The sequence below is a fragment of the Paracoccus sp. (in: a-proteobacteria) genome (assembly GCF_030538495.1).
Classification (GTDB): domain Bacteria; phylum Pseudomonadota; class Alphaproteobacteria; order Rhodobacterales; family Rhodobacteraceae; genus Paracoccus.
Genome location: NZ_JAUNTW010000001.1, coordinates 1 through 25,015, shown reverse-complemented (window position 1 = coordinate 25,015; position 25,015 = coordinate 1). Strand labels below are relative to the sequence as shown.

At 55.4% G+C, this 25,015-nt stretch carries 22 protein-coding genes; all 22 read left to right on the top strand.

The window, feature by feature from the left end; translation table 11 throughout:
• Window positions 1-593: DUF1441 family protein (locus Q4G20_RS00110; protein WP_303340948.1), on the top strand; the 593-nt coding region annotated here is incomplete at its 5' end.
• Window positions 565-2,685, top strand: a complete 2,121-nt coding sequence (locus tag Q4G20_RS00105; RefSeq protein WP_303340947.1) for a terminase gpA endonuclease subunit — start codon at window positions 565-567, stop codon at window positions 2,683-2,685. The genes Q4G20_RS00110 and Q4G20_RS00105, both read left to right, overlap by 29 nt.
• A 96-nt stretch (window positions 2,686-2,781) precedes the next feature.
• On the top strand, window positions 2,782-3,003 hold the full coding sequence (gpW, locus tag Q4G20_RS00100; protein ID WP_303340946.1) for a gpW family head-tail joining protein: 222 nt from the start codon (window positions 2,782-2,784) through the stop codon (window positions 3,001-3,003).
• Entirely contained in the window at window positions 3,003-4,697 is a 1,695-nt protein-coding gene (locus tag Q4G20_RS00095) for a phage portal protein (protein ID WP_303340945.1), read from the top strand. The genes gpW and Q4G20_RS00095 overlap by 1 nt, the downstream gene beginning before the upstream one ends.
• Window positions 4,690-6,009 (top strand): S49 family peptidase, encoded by a 1,320-nt coding sequence (locus Q4G20_RS00090; protein WP_303340944.1) that lies wholly within the window; start codon window positions 4,690-4,692, stop codon window positions 6,007-6,009. The genes Q4G20_RS00095 and Q4G20_RS00090 overlap by 8 nt, the downstream gene beginning before the upstream one ends.
• 26 nt (window positions 6,010-6,035) lie before the next feature.
• Window positions 6,036-6,467: a hypothetical protein gene (locus tag Q4G20_RS00085; protein WP_303340943.1), complete on the top strand. Its 432-nt coding sequence runs from the start codon at window positions 6,036-6,038 to the stop codon at window positions 6,465-6,467.
• Between the two features lie 18 nt (window positions 6,468-6,485).
• A complete protein-coding gene (locus Q4G20_RS00080; RefSeq protein ID WP_303340942.1) occupies window positions 6,486-7,583 on the top strand; it encodes a major capsid protein in 1,098 nt (365 codons plus the stop codon).
• A 59-nt stretch (window positions 7,584-7,642) separates the two neighbouring features.
• Entirely contained in the window at window positions 7,643-7,903 is a 261-nt protein-coding gene (locus Q4G20_RS00075) for a hypothetical protein (protein ID WP_303340941.1), read from the top strand.
• Window positions 7,904-7,912: 9 nt separating this feature from the next.
• The gene (locus tag Q4G20_RS00070) at window positions 7,913-8,206 is read left to right on the top strand and encodes a hypothetical protein (protein WP_303340940.1); all 294 of its coding nucleotides are present in this window, start codon (window positions 7,913-7,915) and stop codon (window positions 8,204-8,206) included.
• On the top strand, window positions 8,206-8,610 hold the full coding sequence (locus tag Q4G20_RS00065; RefSeq protein ID WP_303340939.1) for a hypothetical protein: 405 nt from the start codon (window positions 8,206-8,208) through the stop codon (window positions 8,608-8,610). Before Q4G20_RS00070 ends, Q4G20_RS00065 begins: the two co-directional genes overlap by 1 nt.
• On the top strand, window positions 8,603-9,229 hold the full coding sequence (locus Q4G20_RS00060) for a hypothetical protein (protein ID WP_303340938.1): 627 nt from the start codon (window positions 8,603-8,605) through the stop codon (window positions 9,227-9,229). The genes Q4G20_RS00065 and Q4G20_RS00060 overlap by 8 nt, the downstream gene beginning before the upstream one ends.
• A complete protein-coding gene (locus Q4G20_RS00055) occupies window positions 9,226-9,768 on the top strand; it encodes a hypothetical protein (protein ID WP_303340937.1) in 543 nt (180 codons plus the stop codon). Before Q4G20_RS00060 ends, Q4G20_RS00055 begins: the two co-directional genes overlap by 4 nt.
• Before the next feature lie 47 nt (window positions 9,769-9,815).
• The gene (locus Q4G20_RS00050) at window positions 9,816-10,631 is read left to right on the top strand and encodes a hypothetical protein (RefSeq protein ID WP_303340936.1); all 816 of its coding nucleotides are present in this window, start codon (window positions 9,816-9,818) and stop codon (window positions 10,629-10,631) included.
• A 71-nt stretch (window positions 10,632-10,702) separates the two neighbouring features.
• Window positions 10,703-11,152, top strand: a complete 450-nt coding sequence (locus Q4G20_RS00045; protein WP_303340935.1) for a hypothetical protein — start codon at window positions 10,703-10,705, stop codon at window positions 11,150-11,152.
• A 35-nt stretch (window positions 11,153-11,187) separates the two neighbouring features.
• Window positions 11,188-11,466 carry a hypothetical protein gene (locus Q4G20_RS00040; protein ID WP_303340934.1) on the top strand — a complete coding sequence of 93 codons (279 nt, stop codon included), beginning with the start codon at window positions 11,188-11,190 and terminating at the stop codon, window positions 11,464-11,466.
• 18 nt (window positions 11,467-11,484) lie between these two features.
• Window positions 11,485-16,707, top strand: a complete 5,223-nt coding sequence (locus Q4G20_RS00035) for a tape measure protein (protein ID WP_303340933.1) — start codon at window positions 11,485-11,487, stop codon at window positions 16,705-16,707.
• 53 nt (window positions 16,708-16,760) lie between these two features.
• The gene (locus Q4G20_RS00030) at window positions 16,761-17,987 is read left to right on the top strand and encodes a hypothetical protein (RefSeq protein ID WP_303340932.1); all 1,227 of its coding nucleotides are present in this window, start codon (window positions 16,761-16,763) and stop codon (window positions 17,985-17,987) included.
• Window positions 17,988-17,998: 11 nt separating this feature from the next.
• Window positions 17,999-18,844 carry a phage BR0599 family protein gene (locus Q4G20_RS00025; RefSeq protein ID WP_303340931.1) on the top strand — a complete coding sequence of 282 codons (846 nt, stop codon included), beginning with the start codon at window positions 17,999-18,001 and terminating at the stop codon, window positions 18,842-18,844.
• A gap of 68 nt (window positions 18,845-18,912) precedes the next feature.
• The gene (locus tag Q4G20_RS00020; RefSeq protein ID WP_303340930.1) at window positions 18,913-19,149 is read left to right on the top strand and encodes a hypothetical protein; all 237 of its coding nucleotides are present in this window, start codon (window positions 18,913-18,915) and stop codon (window positions 19,147-19,149) included.
• Window positions 19,146-19,346, top strand: coding sequence for a hypothetical protein (locus Q4G20_RS00015; protein ID WP_303340929.1), 201 nt, complete (start codon window positions 19,146-19,148; stop codon window positions 19,344-19,346). Before Q4G20_RS00020 ends, Q4G20_RS00015 begins: the two co-directional genes overlap by 4 nt.
• Window positions 19,347-19,389: 43 nt before the next feature.
• Window positions 19,390-21,693, top strand: coding sequence for a phage tail protein (locus Q4G20_RS00010; RefSeq protein ID WP_303340928.1), 2,304 nt, complete (start codon window positions 19,390-19,392; stop codon window positions 21,691-21,693).
• A 58-nt stretch (window positions 21,694-21,751) separates the two neighbouring features.
• The coding region (locus Q4G20_RS00005) for a hypothetical protein (RefSeq protein ID WP_303340927.1) at window positions 21,752-25,015 on the top strand (3,264 nt) is incomplete at its 3' end.

Genomic DNA, 25,015 nt, shown 5'->3' with positions numbered 1-25,015 from the left:
CTTACGCCGAAGGAAAGCGGCGGGTTAACGAGTCTATGACGCATGAAGGCACCGCCATGGTGCTGCGCGGTGTTACCGCTGGCTGGCTGGCCGCTGTTCTTGGCATGGGACCAACCACCGTTCGGCGCAAACTTGATGGCGTTCCCCCGAAACGCGTTCTCGGTAACGGGACACACCTTTTCGACATTCGAACTGTGCTGCCTTACTTGGTGCCGCCCCACGACATTAAGCAGCATTTGATGCGCATGAACCCGAAGGATTTGCCGGAACGGCTGCGTAAGGAGTTTTGGTCCGCACGTATAGCTGAACAAAAGGCTCGGCAAAATGCTAAAGATTTGTGGCGATCCGAAGATGTGATTGCCGTGACCGGCGACATTTTCAAAACCATCAAAGAAACGGCGATCCTCTGGGCGGACAAGCTGCACAAAGATGCGCCCTTGACCGATGATCAGTTTGAAGCCCTTGATCGCCATGTTGCCGAGTTGTTGAGCCTGATCGGTGACAACGTGGATGCGCTTATGAGCGGTCGCAAGACGTTGAGCCAAGAAGTTGAGTTTACCGCAGATGACGACGCCATCCCTGAATACGATTGAGGCGCTTGTAAAATCCACGCTCGGCATGGTGCGCCCCGCCGAGAAAATGAGCGTCTCTGAATGGGCTGCGAAAAAACGTTACTTGAGCAACCAAGGCTCCCACGTTGGTTTGTGGGATAGCGACCGCACCCCGTATATGAATGAGCCTATGGATACGCTGGCGAGTCTGCGTCACACCGGCATGATTTTCGCTGGTCCCGCGCGAACAGGCAAGACTGACAGCTTTGGTAATTGGCTTGGTCATACTGCCGACACTGACCCCAAGGACATGCTGTTTTACGGTATGACCCAATCAAACGCGAGCGAATGGTCGCAACGCGATCTGGCAAAGGTCATCCGCGCGAAGCCGATCGGAGAGAAGGAGTCAATTTTTGAGCGACTCCTGCGCCCTGGGAAACGCAACGTATTCGACGCCTGGTTCAAGAGCGGTATGCAGTTGATGATCCGATGGGCGTCGATCACCGAATTGTCCGGTAAGACCGTCCCCTTCGTCTGGTTCTCAGACTATGACCGCATCCCATTCGTGAATGACATTGAGGGTCAGGGGCCGGCCTATTGGTTGGGTAAGAAGCGAACCGAAACTTTGGGGCGTTTTGCTATGACTGCGGCTGAGGCGTCCCCAGGTTTTGAGATTACCGAGGAAAATTGGATCGCTGAAACGGACCACGAGGCTCCGCCCACTCTGGGTATTTTACAGCTTTACAATGATGGTGATCGCCGCCGCTGGTATTGGAAATGCCCGGATTGCCTAGAATGGTTTGAAGCACATTTCGATCTGTTGTCATGGCCTTCCGATGGGACTTTTGAAGAACGTGCTGAACAGGCGGTAATGGTCTGCCCTCACTGCGGCGTTGAACACGGCCCTGAGCGAAAATATGAAATGAACCGCACTGGCCGCTGGCTGCGTGAAGGTCAGCGTTTGACATCTGATGACCAGATCATCGGTGAAGGGCGCAAAAGCGATATCGCATCCTTTTGGCTTAACGGCGCTGCTGCGGGATTTCAGACATGGAAAGCCCTGGTGCTGAACTATCTTCGGGCCATGGATGCTTATGAGAGGACAGGGGACACCGGCCCTCTTAAAAAAACAATGAACACCGACCAAGGCGTCCCCTTCGTGAAGCCGAAAGACAAGATGGGCCGTCTGCCGGAGGATTTGAAAAGCCGCGCTGAGGATTGGGGTGCGGGCGATACTTTCGAGACAAAGACACCCACGGTCCCGCCTTGGGTGCGCTTCCTCGTCGCCACAGTGGACGTGCAGGCTCGGTCTTTTGTCGTCCAAGTCACGGGCGTTGGTGATGAAGGTGATTTCACCATCGTTGACGCCTTCAAGATTGTTCATTCCAACCGTGTTGACGAGAACGATCTTCGCCGGCCGCTTTTGCCCATTGAGCCTGCTGCTTATGCCGAGGATTGGGACATTCTCATTCCCGAAGTGATCGAGAAAACATATCCTCTGTCAGACGCTTCGGGGCGCGTCATGTCGATCAAGATCAGCGGTTGCGACATGGGCGGTCGCGAGGGTGTCAGCCCCAATGCGTATGACTTTTGGCGGCGTCTGCGTGATGACAAAGATGGCCGCGGTCATGATCGCCGCTTCCACCTGGTGAAAGGGGAACCGAGCAAGTCTGCGCCTCGCCGCAAAACGGGTTTTCCTGACTCCAACCAGGGCGGCAAGGGGATCGCGCGGGGTGACGTGCCTGTGCAGTTCCTCAACTCGAATTTGCTGAAAGATCAGTTGCACGGCATTTTGGGGCGCGATGACGCCGGCGGCGTGCGGTGGCGTTTTCCAACATGGTCGCCAAACTTCATATATAAACAGATGTGTGCGGAGAAACGAACAGCAAAAGGGTGGGAGAACCCGTCCGGGCGTCGAAACGAAACGTGGGACTTATCTTATTATGCCATTGGGCTTTGTTTGCACCCGGACGTGAAATGGGAGCATCTAAAGTGGGAAGAACCTGAAACACTTCCCGCCTGGGCGCGCCAGTGGGATATTAACCCACTGGTTAGCAAGCCCGGTGGTGCTGTTCTTATTGGTCGCCCTAAGCCTGATGAATCCCTCGCTTCCCTTGCTTCGGAATGGCTTTAGTCAACATAAGGTTGAAAAATCCATTCAAATCAACAATATGTTGCTTTGATTAAAAGAGTAGGGTATTAGGGCGTAACTCATGAGGTTGCGCCCACTATGGAAATCATAGTCACGCCTAAAATGCTGGAAGATGCTTTGCAGGCTTACCACCGCATTATGACGGGCGGCGGTGTGTATGAGTTCCGCGACCAGAATGGTGAAGTCGTGCGTTATTCACGCGTCGATCTTCCGAAGCTATGGGCTTACATTACCTGGTTGCAGGGGCAACTTGCGCCTGAGTGCCGCCAAACCGCTGGTCCGATGCGAGTGTGGCTCTAATGGCGTTTGAACTGGACGAAAAATCATTGGAATTGCTTGGGCTTTCTGGCCGGCCCAGCAGTCCCCCCGCGCCAACGGATTTCAGGGTGCATCCGGGCGCGGGGCGTGAATTAGCGATAGCTGGTGATGCTTATGAGGGCGCTTCGCGCGTAAGTCATGAACTTGCCAGCTATAACCCCGCAATCCGTTCCCCCGACCAAGACTTGAAGCCAGCCAAGCGGACGGCAGACGGGCGTTCGCGCGACTTGTCCCGCAATGACGCCAATATCCAAAGCGGTGTGCGTCTGCGCCAGGACGGCATTGTTGGCTCCTATCTGATGTTGAACGCCCGTCCGAACTCACTGATGCTGTTCGGTAAAGAGGATGTGACCTGGGAGGACGAGTTTGCCGAGGAAGTTGAAGAACGCTTCGCGGCATTTGCTGAATCCGATGACCGCTGGTTAGACGCGGGTGGACGCCATACGCTGACCAGTATGGTTCGGCAAGCCATTGAGCAACATACGCTTTATGGGGAAGTTCTGGCTACGGCAGAATGGATTCGTGAACGCGATCGTCCGTTTAGTACGGCGATCCAGATGGTCGATACGGATCGTCTAAGCACACCCATGCACCGCCAGGACGATAAAAACCTGTCCATGGGTGTGCAGACGAACAAATGGGGTCGTGCTGTCGGTTATTACATCCGAATGGCCCATCCGACTGAATGGACGCATGGAGCGGATGTGAGCCGCTGGAAATACACGCCCTCACACCTTCATTGGGGGCGGCGTCAGGTTGTGCATATTTTTGACCAGCACCGCCCCGGTCAGACCCGAGGTATCGGCACACTGGTTGCGGCGATCCCTGAAATCAAGATGGCGCGTCAGTTCCGCGAAATTGTCTTGCAGAACGCGATTCTGAACGCGACCTATGCTGCTACGGTTGAATCAGACCTCGACGCAGCATCTATTTTCGCGCGCCTGGGCGGCACTGATTTCCGCCCTGAGGAAGTGCAAAGCGCCCTCGAAAACTACATGATGGGCCATTACAGCGCCTTGAAAACTGTCATTGGTTCATCCAACCAATTGAAACTTGGCGGTTTGAAAATCCCTCACCTGCCGCCCGGTTCTAAATTGAACCTGCAAGGTGCAGGACAAGGTGGGCCGCTGGGGACGAACTTTGAGGCGTCCTTGAACCGTTTGATGGCATCAGCCCTCGGCGTCTCTTATGAACAGTTTTCGCGCGATTACACGCAGACGAACTATTCGTCCGGCAAGATGGCGAGCGTTGAGACTTACAAGACGATGATGGCTGTCAAGCGCCACGTTGCTGACGCGTTCGCCACATCGGTTTACCGCCTCTGGTTTGAGGAAGCCTTCAACAAAGGCTCCTTCAAGTCGATTCGCCGCCGGATGCCGTCGTTTTACGAGGACCAGAACAAAGAATGGTATGCTGCCTGCGACTGGATCGGCGCAAGTCGCGGCCAGGTGGACGAGTTGAAAGAAACGCAGGCTGCGGTTCTGCGCATCAACAACGGGATCAGCGACCTTGAGACTGAGAACGCGCGCCTTGGTTTCGACTGGCGTAAGCGGATGCGTCAGATGAAACGCGAGAAGGAATGGAAAGAGTTCTACGGCGTGCTGCAAGATCAGACTGACACCAAAAATCAAGAAAATGCCGCCTCTGGCACGAAACGCGAGGTGTCCGATGAATAATCCTCTTGTCGCTCGATTTGACGGAAAACCCTTCCTTGTCGCCGCGGAAATGCAGGCGGTGTTCGAGTCGTGTTTGCATCAGGCGGCATCCACCCTGGCGCGCATTGAGGGGGCGGTTGAAAAACCGAAGATGGTCGATGACTTCTGGTTCAATGACGATCACTGGATGGCTGAGTATCGCCCCTACAAAGTGTCTGACGGCATTTTGCAAATCCCTGTGAAAGGTGTGTTGTTCCACGATTTCCCCTATCAATTGGGGTCTTGGGCGACCGGATACGAGTATATTTGGCGCGCTTTCCAACGCGGCATGGCTGACGTAAATGTAAAGGGCATTGCCATTGTCTGTGATACACCGGGAGGTGAGGTCGCAGGTAACTTCGATCTGGTTGACCGCATCTTCGCGACTAAAGGCACAAAGCCTATTCATGGTTTCGCGATGGAAAGCGCCTATTCCGCAGGCTACAGTATCATTTCTGCGTGTGATGATATTACTGTTGCACGCACAGGCGGCGTTGGGTCGATTGGCGTCATTACGTCGCATGTCGATATGTCTGCGGCACTGGCTCAACGCGGCCTGAAAATTACCTTCATCCACTTCGGAAAATACAAAGCTGAGGGTAACGCCTATGAGGCGCTTTCACCTGAGGCGCGTGCGCGCATCCAAGAGCGTATTGACGAAGTGGGACAAGTTTTCGTCGCCACCGTGGCGCGAAATCGAGGCATGAGCGAACAGGCTGTTCGGGACACTGAGGCCCTGACGTTCACCGCTTCTCAAGCCGTGTCGAACGGACTGGCCGATCATATCGGCTCGTTTGACGACGCAATCGCCGCATTTGCGGCTGACCTTTCTCGTAAGAAGGAAAACACTATGTCTGAGAAAGAGAAGGCGGCGATTGATACTGCCGCTGTCGATAACGCACGTGCCGAAGGTCTTGCCGAAGGTCATGCCGCCGTCGTGAAAGAGGGTGCGACCGCTGAGCGCGCGCGCATTTCTGCAATCATTGAATCGGAAGAAGGGCAGGCGCGCCCTGCCGCTGCAATGGCTGCTGCTATGGACACGGACATGACCGCTGAACAGGCGACCAAGTTCCTTGCAAAACTGCCGGCCGAAGCTGCGCCCGCTGCACCGAGTGCAAGTCAGGACGAACCCAAGGGGGCGAATGGTGCTGCTAAGGATTTCGCGACGGCCATGAATCACGCGAAGCACCCCGAAGCGGGCGCACCGAGCGATGAAACGGCGGAGTCTGATCCTTCCCGGGCGCGTGCAGCACGCGCCCTGGCGTCCATTGGTCAGTCCTACGGCAACAATTGATAACCTGAGCAAGCGGAGAAACTGAAATGGCGATTAAAAGCCCGTATCTCGCCCATGAAGCCGGTGTCCCCGGTCAGTGGAAAGACAACATTGATCCGGTTCGTGAGGGTCTGATCGTTGGTAACCCGGACGTGGTTACCGTTGATGCTGTTGTCGCTGCAAACCAAACGATCGTTGCGCCTTACACCCCTGTCATGCGCAACGCTTCCGGCCAGCTTGTCGTGGCAGCGAAAGGCACCGCCGCTGTTGGTATCTTGCTGCGTCCGATCACCACGGGCACCGGCCCCGCCCAAGGTCAACCGCTGCTCATTCAAGCCGGTGTTGACATGGGCATGATCGCTTGGCCTGCAACCTATGCAACTGAGGCGGACAAACTGAACGCCTTCGTCGGCGCAGCCACACCGACCGCAATCGTGGTCAAAAAATCGTATCTTGGCGCGACTGTCGCGCAGCCGTAATGAGAGGAAAGCCTGAACATGTCTATTCAACTTTGGACTCCTAACGATCTTTACGCCTTGCGGCGCGATGATCGTATGGACGATGTGCCGGCCTTCTTCCTGAATGAATTTTTTACGTCCGACCATTACGCGGAAGATGGTGAAATTCGCTTCGGTGATCTGGAAGAAGATACCCGCTTTATGGCCCCGTTCGTCCTGCCGTATGAGCAGGGTAAGCCGATGCACTTCATGGCACCTGAAAAGGTCGAAGCGTTCCGTGTGCCTTACATCAAACTCAAGCGGTCTGTGCGGACCACAGATGCTAAGAATGTGAAACCTTCGGACATTTTCCGCAATGGCGGTCAACTGCCGACCATGGTGGACCGCTTTGAGGCGCGCGTAGCCGAACTGGATCGTCGTCATCGCCGCGCGATTCGTGTGCGCGAAGCCTGGATGGCGGCTCGTGCTATCATCGACGGCGCGGTTCGTATCCAGTATGAGCGTGACCAAGGTGTTGCCAACCCTGACGTGCTGCTGAACTTCGGTCGTGATCCGAGTCATACGGTCGTCAAGACTGACAACTTTTGGTCCGACCCCTCAGCGGACATCATCGGCGACTTGGAAACCTGGATCAACCGCATGTATCTGACCGCCGGTGGCGGTTCGGCTTCCATGCTGATCGTTGGCGCTCAGGTTGCCGCTGTGTTCAAGCGGAATGAGGGCATCAAGAAACTGCTGGATCGCACTATCCGCGGTGGCACTGAGGATGTGAAGATCAATCTTGGCATCAACCGCATTTCGCAGCCGATGACTTACATCGGGCAGTTGGAAAGCGGCCTGCCCGTTTGGTCTTACAAAGACACGGTTGATGTTCCGGGACCGGACGACGAGACGCAGCGCGTCGATCTCTTTAATCAGAAAGACATTCTGCTGGTTGCCCCCGGTGCCAATGGTGTTCGTGTTCGCGGGCCGATCTACGACACCGAAGCGTTCGAGTCTGGTCAAATCGCCGCCGAAGTGTTCGCGAAGATGTGGGAAACCGACGACCCTGGTGAACGCTGGATCATGCACCAGGCGTCGTTCTTGCCGGTCCCGCTTTACCCTAACCGGACCTTCAAGGCCCGCGTGTTGGCCTGATGCCACGGACGCCCTTTCGGGGGCGTCCCTTCGCTCTAAAACGCAAGAAAGGACTGCTCATGACACCGGTTATTGCACTAACTTCGATCGAGGGAAAAAAAATGATCGCCCCCGGATCGGTTTTTGAAGCCGATGGTGCGCTGCTGACGCATCTGGAAAGCGCATATGCTGTGCGCAAGGCCACGCAGGATGAAATCACCTTGGCAAAAACCAAGGGTCTTTATCTTGAAAGTGAAGGCACCGATGAACCTGCCGCCCCGAAAGCCGCAGCCCCCAAGGCCGGTGCTAAGGGTGCCGGCGCTAAAACCGAAGAACTGTAAGGTGATGATATGCCCAAACTGATTTCTGTTACCCAGATCATCATGCCTGCCGGCAAAGATGGTGCTGTCACGGTTATCGGCAAAAACGAAGTGTTTGACGCTACGGTCGCGCAGGCCAAGCACTTCGACGCCCTGGGTGCCGCTCGCCCCGCGACTGAGGATGAAATCAAGCGCGCCGGTGAAAAGGCTGATGTTGCCAACGGTCTAAGTGATGCCCCGAGCATTGAAGAACAGATCATCGTTCAGCCCGACAGTGGCGCACCCGGCGATCCTCAGTCGAAGCCGAAAGGCGCGAAAGACTGATGGTCGGTATCCGCGACATTCGGCGGCGCGCACGCATGGACTTGCACGAGCATATGAAAGTGCAGGCTTTGTATTTGCCGCCGAATGGCGCACCTGGTCTGATCCACGTCCGAGTTCATACCAAGTTTCACGCCACGTCCATAGAAGGAGGTGTGCGATCGGGCCACGGGCAGATGGTAAGCCGTCAAGAGGCTGATCCTTGCCTTATCTTCATGCTAGATGAACTTCACAGCGCCGGTATCACCTTGGCGAAAAATGCGATCATTTCCGTTGAATACGGTGAGGCATACCGCCTGAACAATGCCGAAGCGCCGGATGACCTGACCGTCAAGTGGTTTGTGACTGCGATCACACGGCGCGAAGAACTCATGTCCCTTCCCGTTCCGAGTCTTGCCCATGAGTGACGCCTTCGCCCTTGTGATTGATGGGCTTGACCACCTCGATAACCTCAGCGATCTGCCCAAGGACGTTGTTCGCGCCGCGCGAATTGCGGTGAATGACGCAGCCACCCGTGGGCGCACAGCCATGGCGCGTGAGGTGTTGCGAGAGGTCAATTTCCCCGCCGATTATGTGACGCCTCGGAACAAACGCCTTTTCGTGTCAAAGCAGGCGCGAAACAACAATCTTGAGGCGGTCATTACAGCCCGTTCGCGCCCAACCTCTTTGGCGCGTTTCACCAAAGAAAGCACAGCCGGCCGCAAAAAGGGCGGCGTCCGCGTTGAGGTGAAACCCGGTGTCGTGCGTGTCATGCCGGGCGCGTTTCTGATGCGTCTGCGTTCCGGTTCAGGTCTGACTGACACCAAACATAACCTCGGCCTCGCGGTGCGGACTGCGAAAGGTAAGCCGCCGCCGGGTTATCGTCCGACGCAAATCGGCAAAAACCTTTGGTTACTTTACGGTCCCTCCGTCAGCCAAGTGATCCACTCTGCGCGCAATAACGGCGGTGTAGCAACCGATCTGACGCCCGATGTGCAGCGCATGTTAGAGGATGAATTTTGGCGGCAGATGGAGTTGGGTAAATGAGCATCACTCGCGTTCCACTGCGCTTGGCGATCTTACGCGCGCTGACAGAAGCATTGAAGGGCGTCAACCCCGACAACGGCTATGAGTTCGATCTGCGCGATGACGTGTCATGGGAGTATGTCCGTCCGCGCGTCGTGCGTGGCAGGCTACATACCGGCGACGACGAACCGCTGCCCATGTTGTCGATCGTTGAGCCACCTTTGTCGATCGAGGCCATCCCGACTCGTCGTCAACCTGATAATGCGGCTCATGTGGGCGAGTGGGATTTGATCATCCAGGGTTGGGCTGCTGATGACCCGATGAATCCCACTGATATCGGTTATCAGTTTGTGTCTGAGGTCCGCCACCGCCTGGCGCAAGAAAAGAATCGTGGACGAAATGGCGAGGTGTCCATTTTGGGTTTTGATGAAACGCAAATCCAGAACATGACAATCGGAACCCCCGTGGTTCGACCCAATGAACATATATCTGAACAAGCGGTGTTTTATTTTGTTCTCACGCTGCACATTGCTGAGGACATGGCTGCGCCTTTGGGCTAAGGTGCTATTCAACCAAAAGATGCCCATACAACTTTGGAGTGGAAAAGATGAGTTTTGAAAACAACTACACTTTGGGTCGTGGGCGCATCTATTTTGCGCGCCGTGACCCGAACACGGGTCTGCTCGGAGGTGAACGCTACTTGGGCAACACCCCTGAGTTCAACACGAACTTCGAGTCGGAAGAATTGCCGCATTATTCATCCGACCGTGGCGTGCGTGAAAAGGACGCCTCGGCGGTGTTGCAGATCAACCGCACAGGTTCACTGATCACTGATAACATCAGCCCTGAGAACGTGGCGCTGTTCTTCTTCGGGACCGAACAGGCGCTGACCGTGGCTCAAACGACCGTCACCAAAGAGCAAGTCGGTGTGACCGGCGTGGGTGTTGAGAAGGGGATGTTCTATCAGTTGGGGCAGACTGCCGCCAACCCCTCCGGCGCGCGGGCGGTCATTTTCCCCGGTGCATCCGGCACGGCATTTAGCGTGACCAAAAAAGGCACAGCAACTGCTTTGGTGAGCGGGGTTGACTATGTTCTGGACGCCGCCCTGGGTCGCCTGGAAATCTTGCCTTCGTCAACCACGGTGAAGGACGGTAACATTCTGGAAGTGACCTATACCGTGTCCGCTTCCAAGCGCACGCGTATCATTTCCGGCTCGGCTGCGATTGAGGGGACGCTGCGCTTCGTGGCCGTGAACCCGGTCGGCAAAAACGTCGATTATTACATGCCCCACGTCAAGCTGTCGCCCAATGGCGACTACGCGCTGAAAGGCGACGAATGGCAGCAAATGCCGTTCACCGTGGAAATCATGAAGCCCGAAAACATGGAAGCCCTTTACGCCGACGAGCGCGCGCAGACGGCCTAAACCAGTCGGTGCGGGGGCGAATGTGTTTTGCTTCCGCGCCATCCCCAAAACCCTGACGAGGAGTGCCATCAATGGCCCTGAAATACCGCATTAAGACGGAGAAAGTTTTCGACGGCGACGAGGAAGTTGGGGCCGTTCACGGGCTGTCTTTCAATGCCATTGTCGGCTTGATTCAACTGAACCGCGAAGCCGTAGAAAATATTTTCAACAAGTTCAGTGGTCGTGAGGCAGACACGATTACTGAGGGGGAAATTGCGTCGGTCGGGATGGACGCAATCACGCAAGCCCCCCTACTGGTCGCACAAGTGATCGCTTTGGCATCGGACGCGTACGATGGGCGCGATGGTGTAGAGGGTGAAGACCCTCAGGTTCTCAATGAAATTCTCGAAATGCCGGTTGGCCTGCAAGTCGCTTTTCTTGAGAAAATTGGTGCGCTGACGTTCAACGCAGCGGGTGGCGCAAAAAAGATGCTGGCCCTGGCAGTGAAGGCCGCGCAGGGCGGAAGCCAGGGCGAAAGTTAACCCTGGATGAATGGCTGTGGGCGCTTCGCGGGCAAGTGAGCGAATTAATCGGCGAGGGCTATCATGACGCCCCGGATTATCCTGTCGCTTTCGTTTGGGAGGAAATCTCGATCGTTGCAGAACGGAAAAATCGCGCATTGGCAAGCGAAGCGGTCATCCTTCATTCGGCCATTAACACCGCTGTTGCTGCGTTTGGCAAAGACGGCGGGCGCAAAGCAAACGGTATTTTCCAGAAACTTGTAAGGCGCTTGGTGGGTGATACCGCCCCTGCATCCACCGCAGCGCCTGACCTTCCGAGTCGAAAGCAGACCTGACGTATTGGGGATCGAAGCATGAGTCGCAAGAATATTGACATTCACGTTCGCGCCCAAGGTGCGGACAAAGCGTCTCGCGATGCGAAGAAGATTGCTGATGCGCTGAAACTGCTTGGGCAAGACGCCAGCAAAGCATCAGATGGAGCCGCACGCGGCGGTTCCGCCCTTGGCGCATTGGCTGCTGATCTTTCTAAGCTGCAAGGTCAGGTTGGCGGGCTGAAAAGCCTCAGTGGGCTTGTTGGCGATCTGGATAAAGCCGCTGGTGCCGCTGAGCGCCTTGAACGACAGATGAAATCGCAAGGCCATGGTTTCACCGCCTTGCGGGAAGGTGCAGCTCATGCTGCGCGCGCTTCTGCTGATTTACGCACTGCAATTGATCGTGAACGGCAGGCACTGTCCACGCGGGAACGCGCGTTAGACGCCAACAAGCTGAAACTGCGTGCCAATACGGACGAACTTCGCGCGGCAGTTCGTGCGCAAGAGGCTTTGAATGGTGCGCGCAGGAAGGGTGTTTCTGCCACTGGCAACCGCCCCTCACCCGGTGTCGGCTTGGAAACCGGATCACCGATGTCGTCTGCGCGGGCATCGTTCGGGGCGTTCCTTGCCGCTGATGTTGCTGCCGCGGAAGCATCTAAGCGCCAGTTGGAAACGGCTGTCGCAGGGCTGAATACTGCGATTAAAAGCGGTCGTTCCGATATTCGCGCCTACACCACGGATCTGAAAGCTGCTGAGGCGAATGAACGCCGTTTTGCTCAAGAGGTCATGAAGGCTGGTAACGCTGTCCTTGCGAGTAATGCCGATCTGCACAAGGCGCGGACGACACTATCATCCCTTGAGAATGACGTTCTCAAAGCCAACAAGGCTTTGGGGACTATGGCGATGACGCAGGAAGATGTTGCGCGTGCCACAGCCAAGGCTGAGGACCAAATGCGCAAGCAGGCCCGACTGGCCGAGGTATTCAATCGGTTCGCCAACCAACCGCTCCGTGGTGGCGGTAAGATCGCTGATCCGACCGAGTCCGAACGTCTGCGCAAACAGTCCGAGGCTATTAAGGTCGCTCGCGACGAAGCTGCTATGTTGCGGGCTGAGCAGGGGCGTCGCGAGCAGGCGTTACGATCGGCAGGCGGCGGTGCGACCGCTGAACAGGTTGACGCTTTCAACCGCATGGCGCGCGCGGCCAAACTCGCTGAGGAAAATGTTCGCAAGCTGGAAATCCAGATGCAACGGGCGAACGGCGCATCAGCCTCACCTGGGGGTTTTGCTGCTTGGAGTCGCGAAGTCGATCGAGTCGCTGCTGCCAGCCTGGCTGCGGCAAATGCGCGTAAGGCGGAAATTCGAGAGCGGATCGCAGCAAGTCAAACTAAGCGGGCTGAACCGACCTCAGGCTTTCTCGCGTGGAGCAAGGGTGTTAATACGGCTGTTGTTGCCCAAAGCAAATTCCAAGACTCCGCCGGTCAAGCATCCCGAGGTGCGAAGGAACTCGGTAGCACTGTGCGGCAAACTGCGACCGCAATGGATGATCTGCGCAGCCGCACTAATGGCGCTGTGGGCGTCATGGGGCGCTTGCGCGGCGAGTTTCTGACACTCACCGCATCTGCCATTGGTTTCCACGCTGCAATGCGACAAGGGGTCAATGCCATCGCCGCATTTCGCACCATGGAGTCGATGGAGTCGCGCCTTGGCGCTGTGTTCAACCAGGATTCATCGAAGGTCGCAAAAGAGATCGCCTGGCTTCGGAGTGAGGCCCACCGTCTTGGTATCGAGTTTGGTGTTTTGGGCAACCAGTATGCAAAATTCGCTGTCGCTGCGAACGCAAGTAACTTTTCCGAAGGCGGGACTCGTGAAATTTTCAAAGCTGTCGCTGAGGCTGGTCGCGTTAACAAGTTAAGCACGGAACAAGTGGAAGGCACCTTCCTAGCTATCGAGCAGATCATTTCAAAAGGGAAATTCACCTCGGAAGAAGTGCGGCGTCAGTTGGGCGACCGTCTGCCGGGTGCATTTGCTATCTTGGCGAAGTCCATGGGGCTGACAACTGCCGAACTCGATAAGATGATGGCGAATGGTGAGTTGCTGGCGACCGAAAGCAACTTGCTGAAATTTGCCGAAGAACTCACCAGGAGATTTGGACCGCAGCTTTCGTCGTCCTTGGACACGGTGACGACTGACATCGGGCGGTTCCAGAACGAAATCTTCAACACGCGGATTACCATTGCAAAAGGCATGATTGAGCCGCTGCGCAAAGGCTTGCAATCGTTTGTTGAGTTCTCACGAAGTGCGGATGGCGCGAAAATATTCCGTCAGATCGGTGAATTCGCAGGCGGTGCGCTTCGCGTCCTAGCTGAAATCCCCAAGTATTTTAACTGGATGACCGTCGCAGCCAAGATGTTTGTTGCGGTGAAAGTCGCTCAGAATGTCAGTGCAATCGCTACCGCGTTCAGGGTCGCGTCAGCGTCTTGGGACACATGGTCCACGGGCATTATGTCTGCTGCCGCCAGTGGTCAGCAGCTTGGTCGTGTTACACACTTTCTTTCGGTCAGCGTCCACGGCTTAAACGTGCGATTAGGCGCTTCTATCGCTGCCCAACAGGCCCTTATCGCCTCAACCGCTCGTTCCACAATAGGTATGCGCGTATGGCTTGCGACCTTGATGACTGCGAGAGTCGGTCTAACCGCATTGGCTAACGCTGCTCGCGTTGCATGGGCGGCGATTGGCGGCCCAATTGGCCTGCTGGCGGGTGCTGCCACTGCGGCGTATATGCTGTGGCCGTCTAAAATTGGCGCAGCCAACGATGCTTTGCATCAACACGAGCGTATTCTGGACAACATTCGTCAAGCTTATGCGGGCGTCTCTGACAAAACGAGCGACTGGGTTAAGAAAATCGAAGGTGCCTCGGTTATCGAGGTTACGACGGCTTTCACTGATTTGCAGAAGTCCCTGCCGACGCATTTTGATAAGCTGGCGAAGCTGTCAGAGGAGTTTTGGAACAAGCAAAAAGGAGACGCTTACAAATACTTCTTGCTAGGAACGCCCCTTTCGGAAAGCGGCCCTAAAGGCACCCCCTTTACTGATGACGAACTCGCCGCAGTTACTGTTTTCAGGAAATGGGAGCAAGGTGCCATTTCCGCAGGTGAACTGCGTAAAGCCCTGGATTCTTTGTTCCTCAAGACCGATGAAGATCGGGTTCAGAAATACATCATCGCAATCAATGAATCACTTAAAAAAGTCGAAGCTAACGAACGTGGCTTGAGCCTCCTCGGTCGTGCTTTGCAAATGATGGGCGTGGATATCGTTAAGACCACGGGTTACACTGGCGCACTGGCTGACGAGCAAGAACTTCTGAATGAAGCCTTGAATGACGGTGCTGCCGCAGGTCGTGCTGCGCAACAAGGCTTAGAAGAATACGGCAAGGCGATTGACGCCCTGAAAGCCAAAATTCCCGGTCTTAGCGCAGAACTTGAGCGGGCTAAGGCGCTTGCTGAAATCGACGCCAGTTCGATCACTGCCTTCTCAAAGGCAGGGGGTGATCCTGAGAAGCTGCAACAGCTATGGGAGCTTCGCGATCAAGCATTAGACGCTGCGAATGTGTCTTACTATGGTAACGCAGGGCTTGCTGCGTCTGCCGCGCTTATCAAGAAAAAAGAAGGTCTGCGACTCAAAGCATATTGGGACCAGAACCACTACCGTGTCGGCTACGGCTCGGACACCTACGAAGGTGCCAACGGCCAAGAGCGAAAAACTACAGAACACACAACCATCACGGAAGCCGATGCTGAGCGCAATTTGCTTCGCCGCTTGGTTCGCTATGAGGCTCAACTTAAAAAACAGATCGGGGGCGATCGCTATGATTCGCTTGCGCCGCAGCAACAAGCTGCCCTTATGTCAATTATTTATAATTACGGAAGTCTGACGAATGAGAAGATCGGCAAGCAAAACCTTGATGCACTCAAACAGGGCAGTGTTGATGAAGTTGTAGCCGCTATCCGGCGCATGGGCGAGCATAATGATGGTATGAACCGCACGCGCCGCTATGAAGAAGCTGCCCTGTTCGCGTCTGGCGGAACGACCCAAGCGACCCAATGGTTACTGGAAGATCACGCTGCCGAAGAACAAAAGAAGATTGACGACAAACGTAAGGCCACGCGTGAGGAAATCGCTGACCTTGACCGCCAGATCACCCAACAGCGCCTTATCAACCAAGGTAAAGATCGTGAGGCGGCGATCACTGACGCGATCCATAACGCCCGGAAGGCGAATGAGTTCATCACGAACGCGGAGATTGCCGACATTCGTGAACGCGTGGGCGCACTGTGGGATGAACAGAACGTCAAGAAGGAAATCGAACTCAGCGAAGAACGCCTGAACCGCTTGCAGGCGTTGCGTCAGGAGACTCTGGCTCAGGCGAAGATCGCGCAGGATGAAGGGAATTTTACCCAAGCCGAAGCTTTGCGTGAGCAGGCGAAAGGTATGAACGACGAAATCACTCAGGCAATCGAACAGGTGGTTGCCCTATGGCAAGCCTTCGGCGGCCCTGAGTCGGAAGTTGCTATCGCTAAGCTGCGCACGATGCGGATGCAGCTTGACGCCAACAGCGAACGTATGGGCTGGCTGGGTCTTAAAGCGAAGGAGTGGCAGTCTGCGTTTGACAGCGCCATTGATGGCGTGATGAACGGCTTTAATGCCATGAAACAAGCCATCATCGACGGTGACAACGCGTTCAAAGCGTTCGGTCTGTCTGTCCTGCAAACACTGGCGCAGGTCATGCAGCAGATCGCCATGACCATCATTAAAATGCAGATTCTGCAAGCCTTGTCCAAAGTCCCCGGTCCCGTGGGGCAGTTTGCGCAGGCGTCCCTTGCCGCAATGGGCGGCGGGGGCATGACCGGACACACGGGCGGGATCGTCGGAAGCAAGGCAATCGGCGGTGGCAATGAAATCCGTTCGAGCGGCTGGGTCGCTAACGCTTTCCATGGTGTCTATCACACGGGCGGTATTGCTGGTCTGCGCCCCGATGAAGTCAGCGCCACCCTAAAGAAAGGCGAGGAAATTTTGACCCAAGATGATCCGCGCCATCGCTTCAACGCCGGCGGCGAGCAAGCTGCCAGTGAGGGAACCCGCCTGACGCAAATCTTGGCGATTGGTGAGGATCAAGTGCGCGAAATGATGGGGCGCTATGGGGATAAGGCCACACTGACCCACATTAAAGCCAATGCTCCGACCATTCGCAGGATGCTTGGCGTGTGACTTGATATTCAATAAAAAGTAGAATAAAGCACAAAATAGAGAATGAGGTCAGCATGTCGAACACGACGCACGCGGTTTGGCCGTTTGAGCCGAATTGGACAAACCGCGTGTCGGAAACTCTGGAATGGCTAACTGATGTGTTGCGCAGCCGGGAAGGTGCGGAGCAGCGTCGAAGCCTGCGCTATCACCCTAAGCGCACATTGGCGTTTTCAGTCGGCGTCTATGGCGATGATCGGACCTTACTTGATAACCTGCTTGCGACCCATGGCGGACGGCCTTGGCATCTGCCCCTCTGGTATGATGTAGCAATCGCACGGGATATAAATATCGGGAAGTTCATCCCCTGTAGCGTTGGCGAAAGCAGTCGCATCGTTCAAGGCGTGTTGCTGTTTGTTCCCGGAAAGACCTCATTTGACTATCGGGTTCTCAAGGTTGCCTCAGTCAATTTGTCTGGCATCACGCTCGAAGAAACCCCAACAATGCCCGTTCTTAAAGGGACCAAACTTTATCCAATGACACTTGCGCGCTTGGCAGAACTGCCCGAATTGACCGCTGTCACTGATGAATATGCGAGTGCAGACATGCAGTTCGCGATCAACGAGGCTTACGGTCCATCGGATGTATCTCAATCTTCCGCGGGTTTGAGCGAAACGTATCTTGGTCACGGGGTTCTGACCCAAGAAGCCAACTGGCAACAGTCGCCGCAACATGGCTCTGAGCGGCTGATTGATGAAATTGTCGGTGAAGGCGGATCGTCATATCATGTTGACGTTGCCAGACGCCCATTCCCTTCGCGCAAATTCACCTGGTTCCTCAGCGGCTTCGAAGGGCATCACACGTTCTATCGCTTGATGCAGCATCTGCGTGGGCGCGCAGTGCCAGTGTGGCTGCCGACTTGGACGTATGACCTGCGTTTGGTCGCACCGACAACCCGAACTGGCCGCACCATGCGGGTTGCGCGCAGCGGCTTCGTGCTGAATGGCGGACCCCGCCCTGAACGCGATCACATCATGATTGAAACCGTTGATGGCAGGCGTTTCTATCGACGCATCACCTCAGCAATCATGGCTGAAACGGACGTTGAGCGCATCGGCATTAACATCGCTTTCGGTGAAGTCATCAAGCCTGATGATGTGCTGCGGATATGCTTCATGTCCCTGATGCGCCTCGATCACGACAGCATTGAAATTGAACATCTGACTGACCTTGAGGGGATGTCTGAGGTGACGCTGACATTCCGATCAGCACCCAGCCTGCGCGTTGCCTCTGGTGGCTTTTAGGAGTGGCGGCGATGGCTTTTGCGGAAATTGAAGAATCGAACTATGACGGCACCCCACTCAACCTTTATGAGTTCAGCCTCGGCGGAAAAACTTGGGGGTATGTGGACGCACCCGCAGACTTGACGTTTGCGCGCAAGACCTATCGCGCCTTACCAGTCAAGCACGAAGGATTTTCACAGTCAGGCAATCCTGACTCAGATGATCTGACAATTGCGATCAGCGCCCAGGCTGAGGTCACTCAGCTTTTTGCAGGCACACCGCCTTCTGATGCAATACCTGTCACGATCCGCACGTTACATCGAGGTGACACTGAGGCCCCGGTGGTGTGGTCTGGAACAGTTAAATCAGCGCGCCAGGTGTCTGCTGCTGAATACAACCTCAATTGCAATTCCCTCCTGGCATCGCTTAAACGAAACGGTCTGCGGCTGTCTTGGAGTCGCGGATGCCCGCACGCCCTCTATGACCGCTCCTGCCGAGTGAAGCTGAGTGATCACGCCACGCTGGTGCAGGTGGAATCACTTGGCCCCACGGTCATCAAGTCTGCGGCTTTTGGCGAGTTAGGTCGTCGTAATTTATTTGGAAGGCCGGGAGAGAAAAACTTTTTAACCGGCGGTTTTTTGACGTTCCCTGGCGAATACGGTAACATTGAACGGCGAGCGATCGAAAGCCATTCGGGCGATGAAATTCACCTCATGGGCCATACGGACGGCATCAACGTTGGTGACTGGATCACTGTTTACCCCGGCTGCAATCGCACAACATCAGACTGCGCTCGTCGTTTCGATAACCTGTCGAACTACGGCGGTTTTCCCCAGATGCCGACCAAATCACCTTTCGACGGCGACCCTGTGTTCTGAGGCGCAATTTGTTGCCAAGACAACATTTATGTGTTTTCAAGGTTGTGCCAATTAGTGAGGGCTGAGCGATGGATTTTGTTTGGGCTGTTGCGATGCTACTGGCGTCGTTCGCAATTCAGGTGGTGATGACACCGAGACCTGAGCGTCCGAAACCCGCTTCACTGGACGATTTTAATTTCCCGCAAGTCGAAGATGGGACTCCTCAGTCTGTGGTTTTCGGGGACGTATGGATCTCCGATTGGCATGTCCTGTGGTATGGCAACCTGCGAACATCTGCGATCAAGTCTAAAGGTGGCAAGAAGTGACGCGCGTAACTGTAAAGCACTTGAGGCAGGCCAACCTCTGCTCCGGCGGCGCGCGAGACTGGTTCAAGCTGCACGGGTTATCGTGGCAAAAATTTTTGGACGGCGAAATGACCGTTGAGGAAGTCGAAGCCACCGGGGACGAACTTGCCTTCATTGTGAGCGCATTTGCGAAGGCGGACGGCACCAATGGGCGGTAGTAAGAGTATAACGGTCGGATTTCGCTACTACATGGCCTTGGTAATGGGTCTGTGCCGCGGCCCCGTGGATGAATTGGTGCAGATCAAGGTAGGGGACACCCCGGCGTGGCCGGTGCCGGATGGGCGGGAAGCCGAAGCGCAGGCATCAGGTCAAGGAGATGTGCCGGAAGGCCATTACATTGAAACCTGCACTGCACACGGGCCGAACGGCAATGGTATGCGTCAGTTTTCAAACGGCAGGTTTGAAACGGTAGCTGCCAGCGGGATCAACACAATTTCAGGCTCAGGTAACAATCGTATTGACGCATCCAATTTGTTTGGTGGCGACAAGAAAGAGGGCGGAGTTTCAGGTAATTTGCGCGCCATGTTTGGCACCTCAGGGCAGATCGTCCCAGCCTACATCAAGGAGCATATGCCCGGACGGGTGCCTGATTTCAGGGGTGTCGTGACTCTCTATTTCAACGGGCTGCTGACCAGTCTGAACCCCTATCCGAAAAAATGGGAAGTTCGAGTCCGACGCACGACCGCAGGATGGGATGGGCCGACCTGGCAGCCCACCTTGGCAACGATCTGGATGCGTAATGGGACCGTCAAGGCCATGAACGGAGCGCATATTATTTACGAATGCCTTACCAATCGCGATTGGGGTCGAGGTCTGCCGCGGTCCATGCTCAATGAATCGGCGTTCCTCGCGGCAGCTACAACCTTGCACGCTGAGGGCTTCGGCTTGTGTATGCGCTATACGCGCCAGTCGGAACTCAGCAACTTCATTCAAGAGGTTCTGGATCACATCGGTGGCGCGCTATACCCTGATCGTGCTACGGGTAAATTGTCCCTGTCACTTTTGCGCGGTGATTATGACCCTGACGCCATCCCGCTGTTTACTTACACCACGGGACTCCTGGACCTTGAAGATGTTGAAACCGCGTCCCAGGAAGATTTGCGGAACGAAGTAATCGTCAAATGGCACGACCCCATTACGGACAAAGAACGGTCAGCGCGAGTGCAGAACATCGCGTCACAACAAAGTCTGGGGGCGACCAATAGCACGACGCTCAGTTATGCAGGTATCCCCGATGTTGACCTTGCGCTTCGGATTGCGCAGCGCGATCTGAAAGCCAACTCGAACGCCCTCAAGCGTTTCAAAGTGCATCTGGATCGTCGCGCATGGAACATCCATCCGGGCGCGGTGTTCCGCATCAGTGTTCCAGAGCGCGGAATCATCAACGCTGTTCTGCGCGCAGGCAAGATCAGTGAAGCTGGTGGATCGGACGGGCGTATCACGGTTGAGGCTGTCTTGGATGTTTTTGGCCTGCCTTCCAGTAGCTTCGCTGCCGTCCAAGAACCCGAATGGACGGCACCTGAGCGTTTTGTCGCTGTCGCTGACAAGCGACTGGTGCGGGAAGTTACTTATGCTGAACTTGCAGCAGCCCTCGACCCCGCCAACCTGAAAATTCTCGACCCGACGATGACGACCATTGCCGTTGTCGCAGGTAAACCCGCACCGCTGGCGCAGGCTTATGAGACGCGATCCCGCGCCGAAGGGGTTGTGCCGTGGACGCAGGGGGCAGGCACTTTCTCGCCATATGTGGTCACAAGCGAAGCCATATCCGCCTACCAAACGGACATTCCGTTTTCATTTGCAATGGATGTGGGCTTGGTCGCCATCGGCTCCCCTGTTCAATTGGGCGATGAAATCTGTCGCTTGAATAACATTTTGATCGACCCGGTAAGCGGTGGCGGCACAATCGTTCTTGGGCGAGGTTGTGTTGACACCATCCCGCAGGCGCACGCGGCCGGCGCTGTTGCCTATGTCATGGGCGACGGCCCCGGCGGCGACGAGCGTGAGTATATGCCGGGTGAAAACATTGCTGTGAAAGTGCTTCCGTTTACATCCAGTGGCTTGCTTCCACTCGCGCAAGCTCCAACGGATAGTATCCGCTTGCAAGGTCGTCAGGGTCGCCCCTATCCTCCGGGGCGTGTGCGCGTGAACGGCGTGTTGCACGGTCTGGTAAAAGACCCCGTGGAGGGAACGGTTAAGCTGACATGGGCGCACCGAAATCGACTGTCACAGCAAGACGTGCTGCTTGCTCACGAACAAGCCGGGACAAGCAGAGAGCCGGGTTCCAGTTATCGCGTCCGCGTCTATGCCGGGAGCGCAGTTGAGCCTGTGAGGACGGTTGAGGGCATCACAGGCACGTCTTTTGATTACACCTCCGCCATGGGGCGGGCAGACGGTTTGCTGCCCGGCGACAGGCAGGTGCGATTTGAGTTGGATACGTTGTGCGAGGAGAGACCTTCTCTGAACAAACACATCGTAATGCTGACGATGAAGATCAACAATTAGTTGCCCTGACGTATCAAATCACCTAAATGTTGAACAGCTTGGATCGACGGGTGATTTGATGTTTCGCGAAACAACAAAACTGGTGTTAGGACGCGGCGAATTGTTCTTTGAACGGTTTGCAGACGGTCAATTTACAGGTGACGGCGAGCGTTACATTGGTAACACACCTTTGTTTCAGATCACGCGCGCCGTTCAGCGTTTGAAACAAAGCACCTCTCACCACGGGCGAGTTCACGAAAAACTCGGCATGGTCATTTCGGAAGAAATCAAACTTGGAATCACCACGGATAACATTTCGTGGGATAACATTGCCGACTGGTTGGGCAGCCCGGTCACGCAGCATGTCACCGGTAAAAACAGTGCGCCTTTCACCGAGCATTTGAAAGTGCGGCAGGGACGCCATTATCAGTTGGGGAAGGCGATCTTTCCGTTGGGTGCATCGCGCATCCAAAATGTTCGGGGTGTGTGTGGCGATCAGCCGCTTCGCGACAATATTGACTGGCACGTTGATATTGAAAAGGGGCGCATTTTTATCCCGGTCGGTTCTGAACGAATCCCAAACGGTGCGACGATCAGCATCACGTTCGTTAAGAAAAAAGACAGCATTTTGGTTGCTGACAGTCGGCCCAATGAAGTTGTTGGTTCGTTGCGCTATGTGAGTCGGAATGTTATCGGCGCAAATACCGATTATTTTTTCCCGATGGTGCGACTGTCCCCAGAAGGTGCATATAACCAGAAGGCCGACGAATGGCAGCAAATGCGCTTCATCGCCACGGCAATGAAGCGCCGCCCCACGGAATCCTTGCTTTATGCTGTCCGTGAGGGGAGCGAACCCGAGGCAATCACCGCAGACGTATCCTTGGGGGAGATTGACCCCGGCGGAGGTGCCGATAACGGGGGTGGTGGTGGGGGGCTGACTACTAAGATTGAATGGATCGATTTAGGTGACACCCTTCGGCGTGACTTCGAAAACATCCAGTCGGCTATTGATCGAATCGCGTTGGAAACCGCTGCCGCAACGCGCAATGCAGTGGAGGCAGACGCAGCCATTCGGCAGGCCAGGCGTGATATTGACGAAAGTTTGGAAGAGGCACGCAAGGCTTTCGCATCTGACTTTAGCGATGTGATCGAAGCGCGTGGACAAGCGATTATTGCTCGTGACGCCGCACATGCTGCCGCCCAACTCGCGCTGGATCACCGCAACTCAATGGCGTTCCAACTCGATAGCGCCTTTGTGTCTGCCAACTTAGCTGCCCTGCGCGCCGAGACGGCGGCAAAAACGCAAGAGGCCGCGGCAGAAGCCCTCTCAGAGGCCGTTCGTCGCGCTGAGGAACTGGCTAATGGCGTCAGTGACGGAGGCGAGGGGTCGCAGGTCATTGAAGGTTATGTGCGCAGCGCAAAATCCCATGCTGACGATGCCAGCCGCAGCGCATCTGACGCGTCAGTGGCATTTAAGCGAGTCACCACCGCTGTTGCGCGAGTGCTGCCTGATACGTTTGACGGCCCTTACTGGACAAGCACGGTCAACGGTTCCGTCGAAGACGTTGGCGGATTAAATATCCGCATCAAGGTCAACGAAGATGACGGGGTGTTGTCTGTCGCCAGTGACACGAAAAACACTCAATTTATTTTGGCGCGCGGGTTGCTCAAGGCTCAGCCTGGTCGGGTTTATCGGCTGACCACTGAAATCATGCATGAGGGTTCCGTAGCGCCTCAAGGAACAAGGGCTTATCTCTTTCCTCTGAACGCCGCATTTGAGCGTGTGACCGGCACGGTCTGGCGATCCTTGGTTCCGCAGGAGGCGGACAAATACGAGGTTGTAAGCACCGTTCTGCCTCGCACACCTGAGACAATTCCTGATGATACTGCTTGGTATCGACTTGGCATGTTGGTGATGGGCGATCGTTCCGAGTCGATCGGAGTGCGGGTCAAACACCTTAAAATCGAGGACATTACGCCCGAAGCAAACGCCGCAGGATATGCCGAGGAACTTTCGCGCACGGTAAATAGTGTTGTGACTTATTCAGACAAGGCAGGCGAGCACGCGGCGTCGGCTTTGAAAAGTAAGCGAGATGTTATTTCGACCGTAAACGATTTTGGTCAAAAAATTGATGTTATCAGCGAGAGCATTAAAGAATGGGACAGTGTTGTAGATGATCTGTCCCAGGCGGCTACATCAATTAGGCGTGACCGCGAAGCGATTGAAACTGAAAGCGGCAAAGTTGAAACGTGGTCAAGGGACGCGAACACGGCAAAAAACACTGCCGAAGATTTTGCCGGCGCGGCTGAGAAAGCATTTGGCTCGATCGCCAAAGCTAAAGATAGGACTGTCAAACTTACTGGCAACCCTGATTTCGCGATGGATTCAGAAGGCTGGAAAACCGGCTTTGTCCTGAATCGGGGCGAAGAAGAGTTTGCCACGTTTGGGGATGACGGCGATTATGGTCCGCGCACGATGCGCTTGGCTCATGCCAAGGCGTCGGAGGTCCATTTCAGCGGCGCGCTGCCTGTGAACAAGACCTATAAATACCGAATTACCGCACGATTCAGACGGTTCGGGACAAATCAGCCTGATGTTGACGTTCGAATCGGTTTGGCAGGCTGGAATGCAGAGGGTGAAGCGCGGGTATGGCATCACGAAGCCATCGGTCGAACGCTGGGGAACAGTTCATGGGTTGAAGTCACCAGTGAAATTGTTGGCGGTGACGGGATAGCGGCTAAATTGGTGTCCGCCTATATTCACCTGCCCACGGAAGGCAGCACGGTTGTTTTTGATCGGGTAATGCTGGAAAACGTCACGGCTGAATATCACGCGATTGCAGCATCAGGTTTTGCAGCGACTGTTAGCAATGAAGTTAGTGACTTTGAGGAAAAGCTAACAGCGGCCAACTCGGCGGCAACAAGAGCCGAGACGGCACGGGGAACGGCGCTGACATATAGCAATCAAGCGTCAACATTCAAAACCGACGCCGAAAGCGCCGCTGGGACGGCGACAGACCAAGCTAGATTTGCGGTTACCGCGAAGAACGACGCCGCAGACTCTGCACGGGCTGCAAAAACATCGGAAGGGAACGCTGCTGCATTGGTAACAGCGGCCGGCAAACATGCCGCAGCGTCTGAATCAAGTGCCCTGCGCGCCGAAGCCGGGCCATCACTTGGCCCGGTGCTGCCGGGGGATTTCACCGCCGGGCTGTCGGCATGGACTGTGCGCCGCGCGGGTAATCCGACGATGGTTCCGCTACACAACCGTTTGACCCTGACCACGGTTGGCGCGCTGCCTGCGGCGAAATGGGAACCTGAAATCGCGGGTAATGCGTTGCTG

Coding starts and splice junctions, on each gene's coding strand:
- Q4G20_RS00105 (WP_303340947.1), top strand. CDS start 565: ATGACGACGCCATCCCTGAATACGATTGAGGCGCTTGTAAAATCCACG.
- gpW (WP_303340946.1), top strand. CDS start 2,782: ATGGAAATCATAGTCACGCCTAAAATGCTGGAAGATGCTTTGCAGGCT.
- Q4G20_RS00095 (WP_303340945.1), top strand. CDS start 3,003: ATGGCGTTTGAACTGGACGAAAAATCATTGGAATTGCTTGGGCTTTCT.
- Q4G20_RS00090 (WP_303340944.1), top strand. CDS start 4,690: ATGAATAATCCTCTTGTCGCTCGATTTGACGGAAAACCCTTCCTTGTC.
- Q4G20_RS00085 (WP_303340943.1), top strand. CDS start 6,036: ATGGCGATTAAAAGCCCGTATCTCGCCCATGAAGCCGGTGTCCCCGGT.
- Q4G20_RS00080 (WP_303340942.1), top strand. CDS start 6,486: ATGTCTATTCAACTTTGGACTCCTAACGATCTTTACGCCTTGCGGCGC.
- Q4G20_RS00075 (WP_303340941.1), top strand. CDS start 7,643: ATGACACCGGTTATTGCACTAACTTCGATCGAGGGAAAAAAAATGATC.
- Q4G20_RS00070 (WP_303340940.1), top strand. CDS start 7,913: ATGCCCAAACTGATTTCTGTTACCCAGATCATCATGCCTGCCGGCAAA.
- Q4G20_RS00065 (WP_303340939.1), top strand. CDS start 8,206: ATGGTCGGTATCCGCGACATTCGGCGGCGCGCACGCATGGACTTGCAC.
- Q4G20_RS00060 (WP_303340938.1), top strand. CDS start 8,603: ATGAGTGACGCCTTCGCCCTTGTGATTGATGGGCTTGACCACCTCGAT.
- Q4G20_RS00055 (WP_303340937.1), top strand. CDS start 9,226: ATGAGCATCACTCGCGTTCCACTGCGCTTGGCGATCTTACGCGCGCTG.
- Q4G20_RS00050 (WP_303340936.1), top strand. CDS start 9,816: ATGAGTTTTGAAAACAACTACACTTTGGGTCGTGGGCGCATCTATTTT.
- Q4G20_RS00045 (WP_303340935.1), top strand. CDS start 10,703: ATGGCCCTGAAATACCGCATTAAGACGGAGAAAGTTTTCGACGGCGAC.
- Q4G20_RS00035 (WP_303340933.1), top strand. CDS start 11,485: ATGAGTCGCAAGAATATTGACATTCACGTTCGCGCCCAAGGTGCGGAC.
- Q4G20_RS00030 (WP_303340932.1), top strand. CDS start 16,761: ATGTCGAACACGACGCACGCGGTTTGGCCGTTTGAGCCGAATTGGACA.
- Q4G20_RS00025 (WP_303340931.1), top strand. CDS start 17,999: ATGGCTTTTGCGGAAATTGAAGAATCGAACTATGACGGCACCCCACTC.
- Q4G20_RS00020 (WP_303340930.1), top strand. CDS start 18,913: ATGGATTTTGTTTGGGCTGTTGCGATGCTACTGGCGTCGTTCGCAATT.
- Q4G20_RS00010 (WP_303340928.1), top strand. CDS start 19,390: ATGGGTCTGTGCCGCGGCCCCGTGGATGAATTGGTGCAGATCAAGGTA.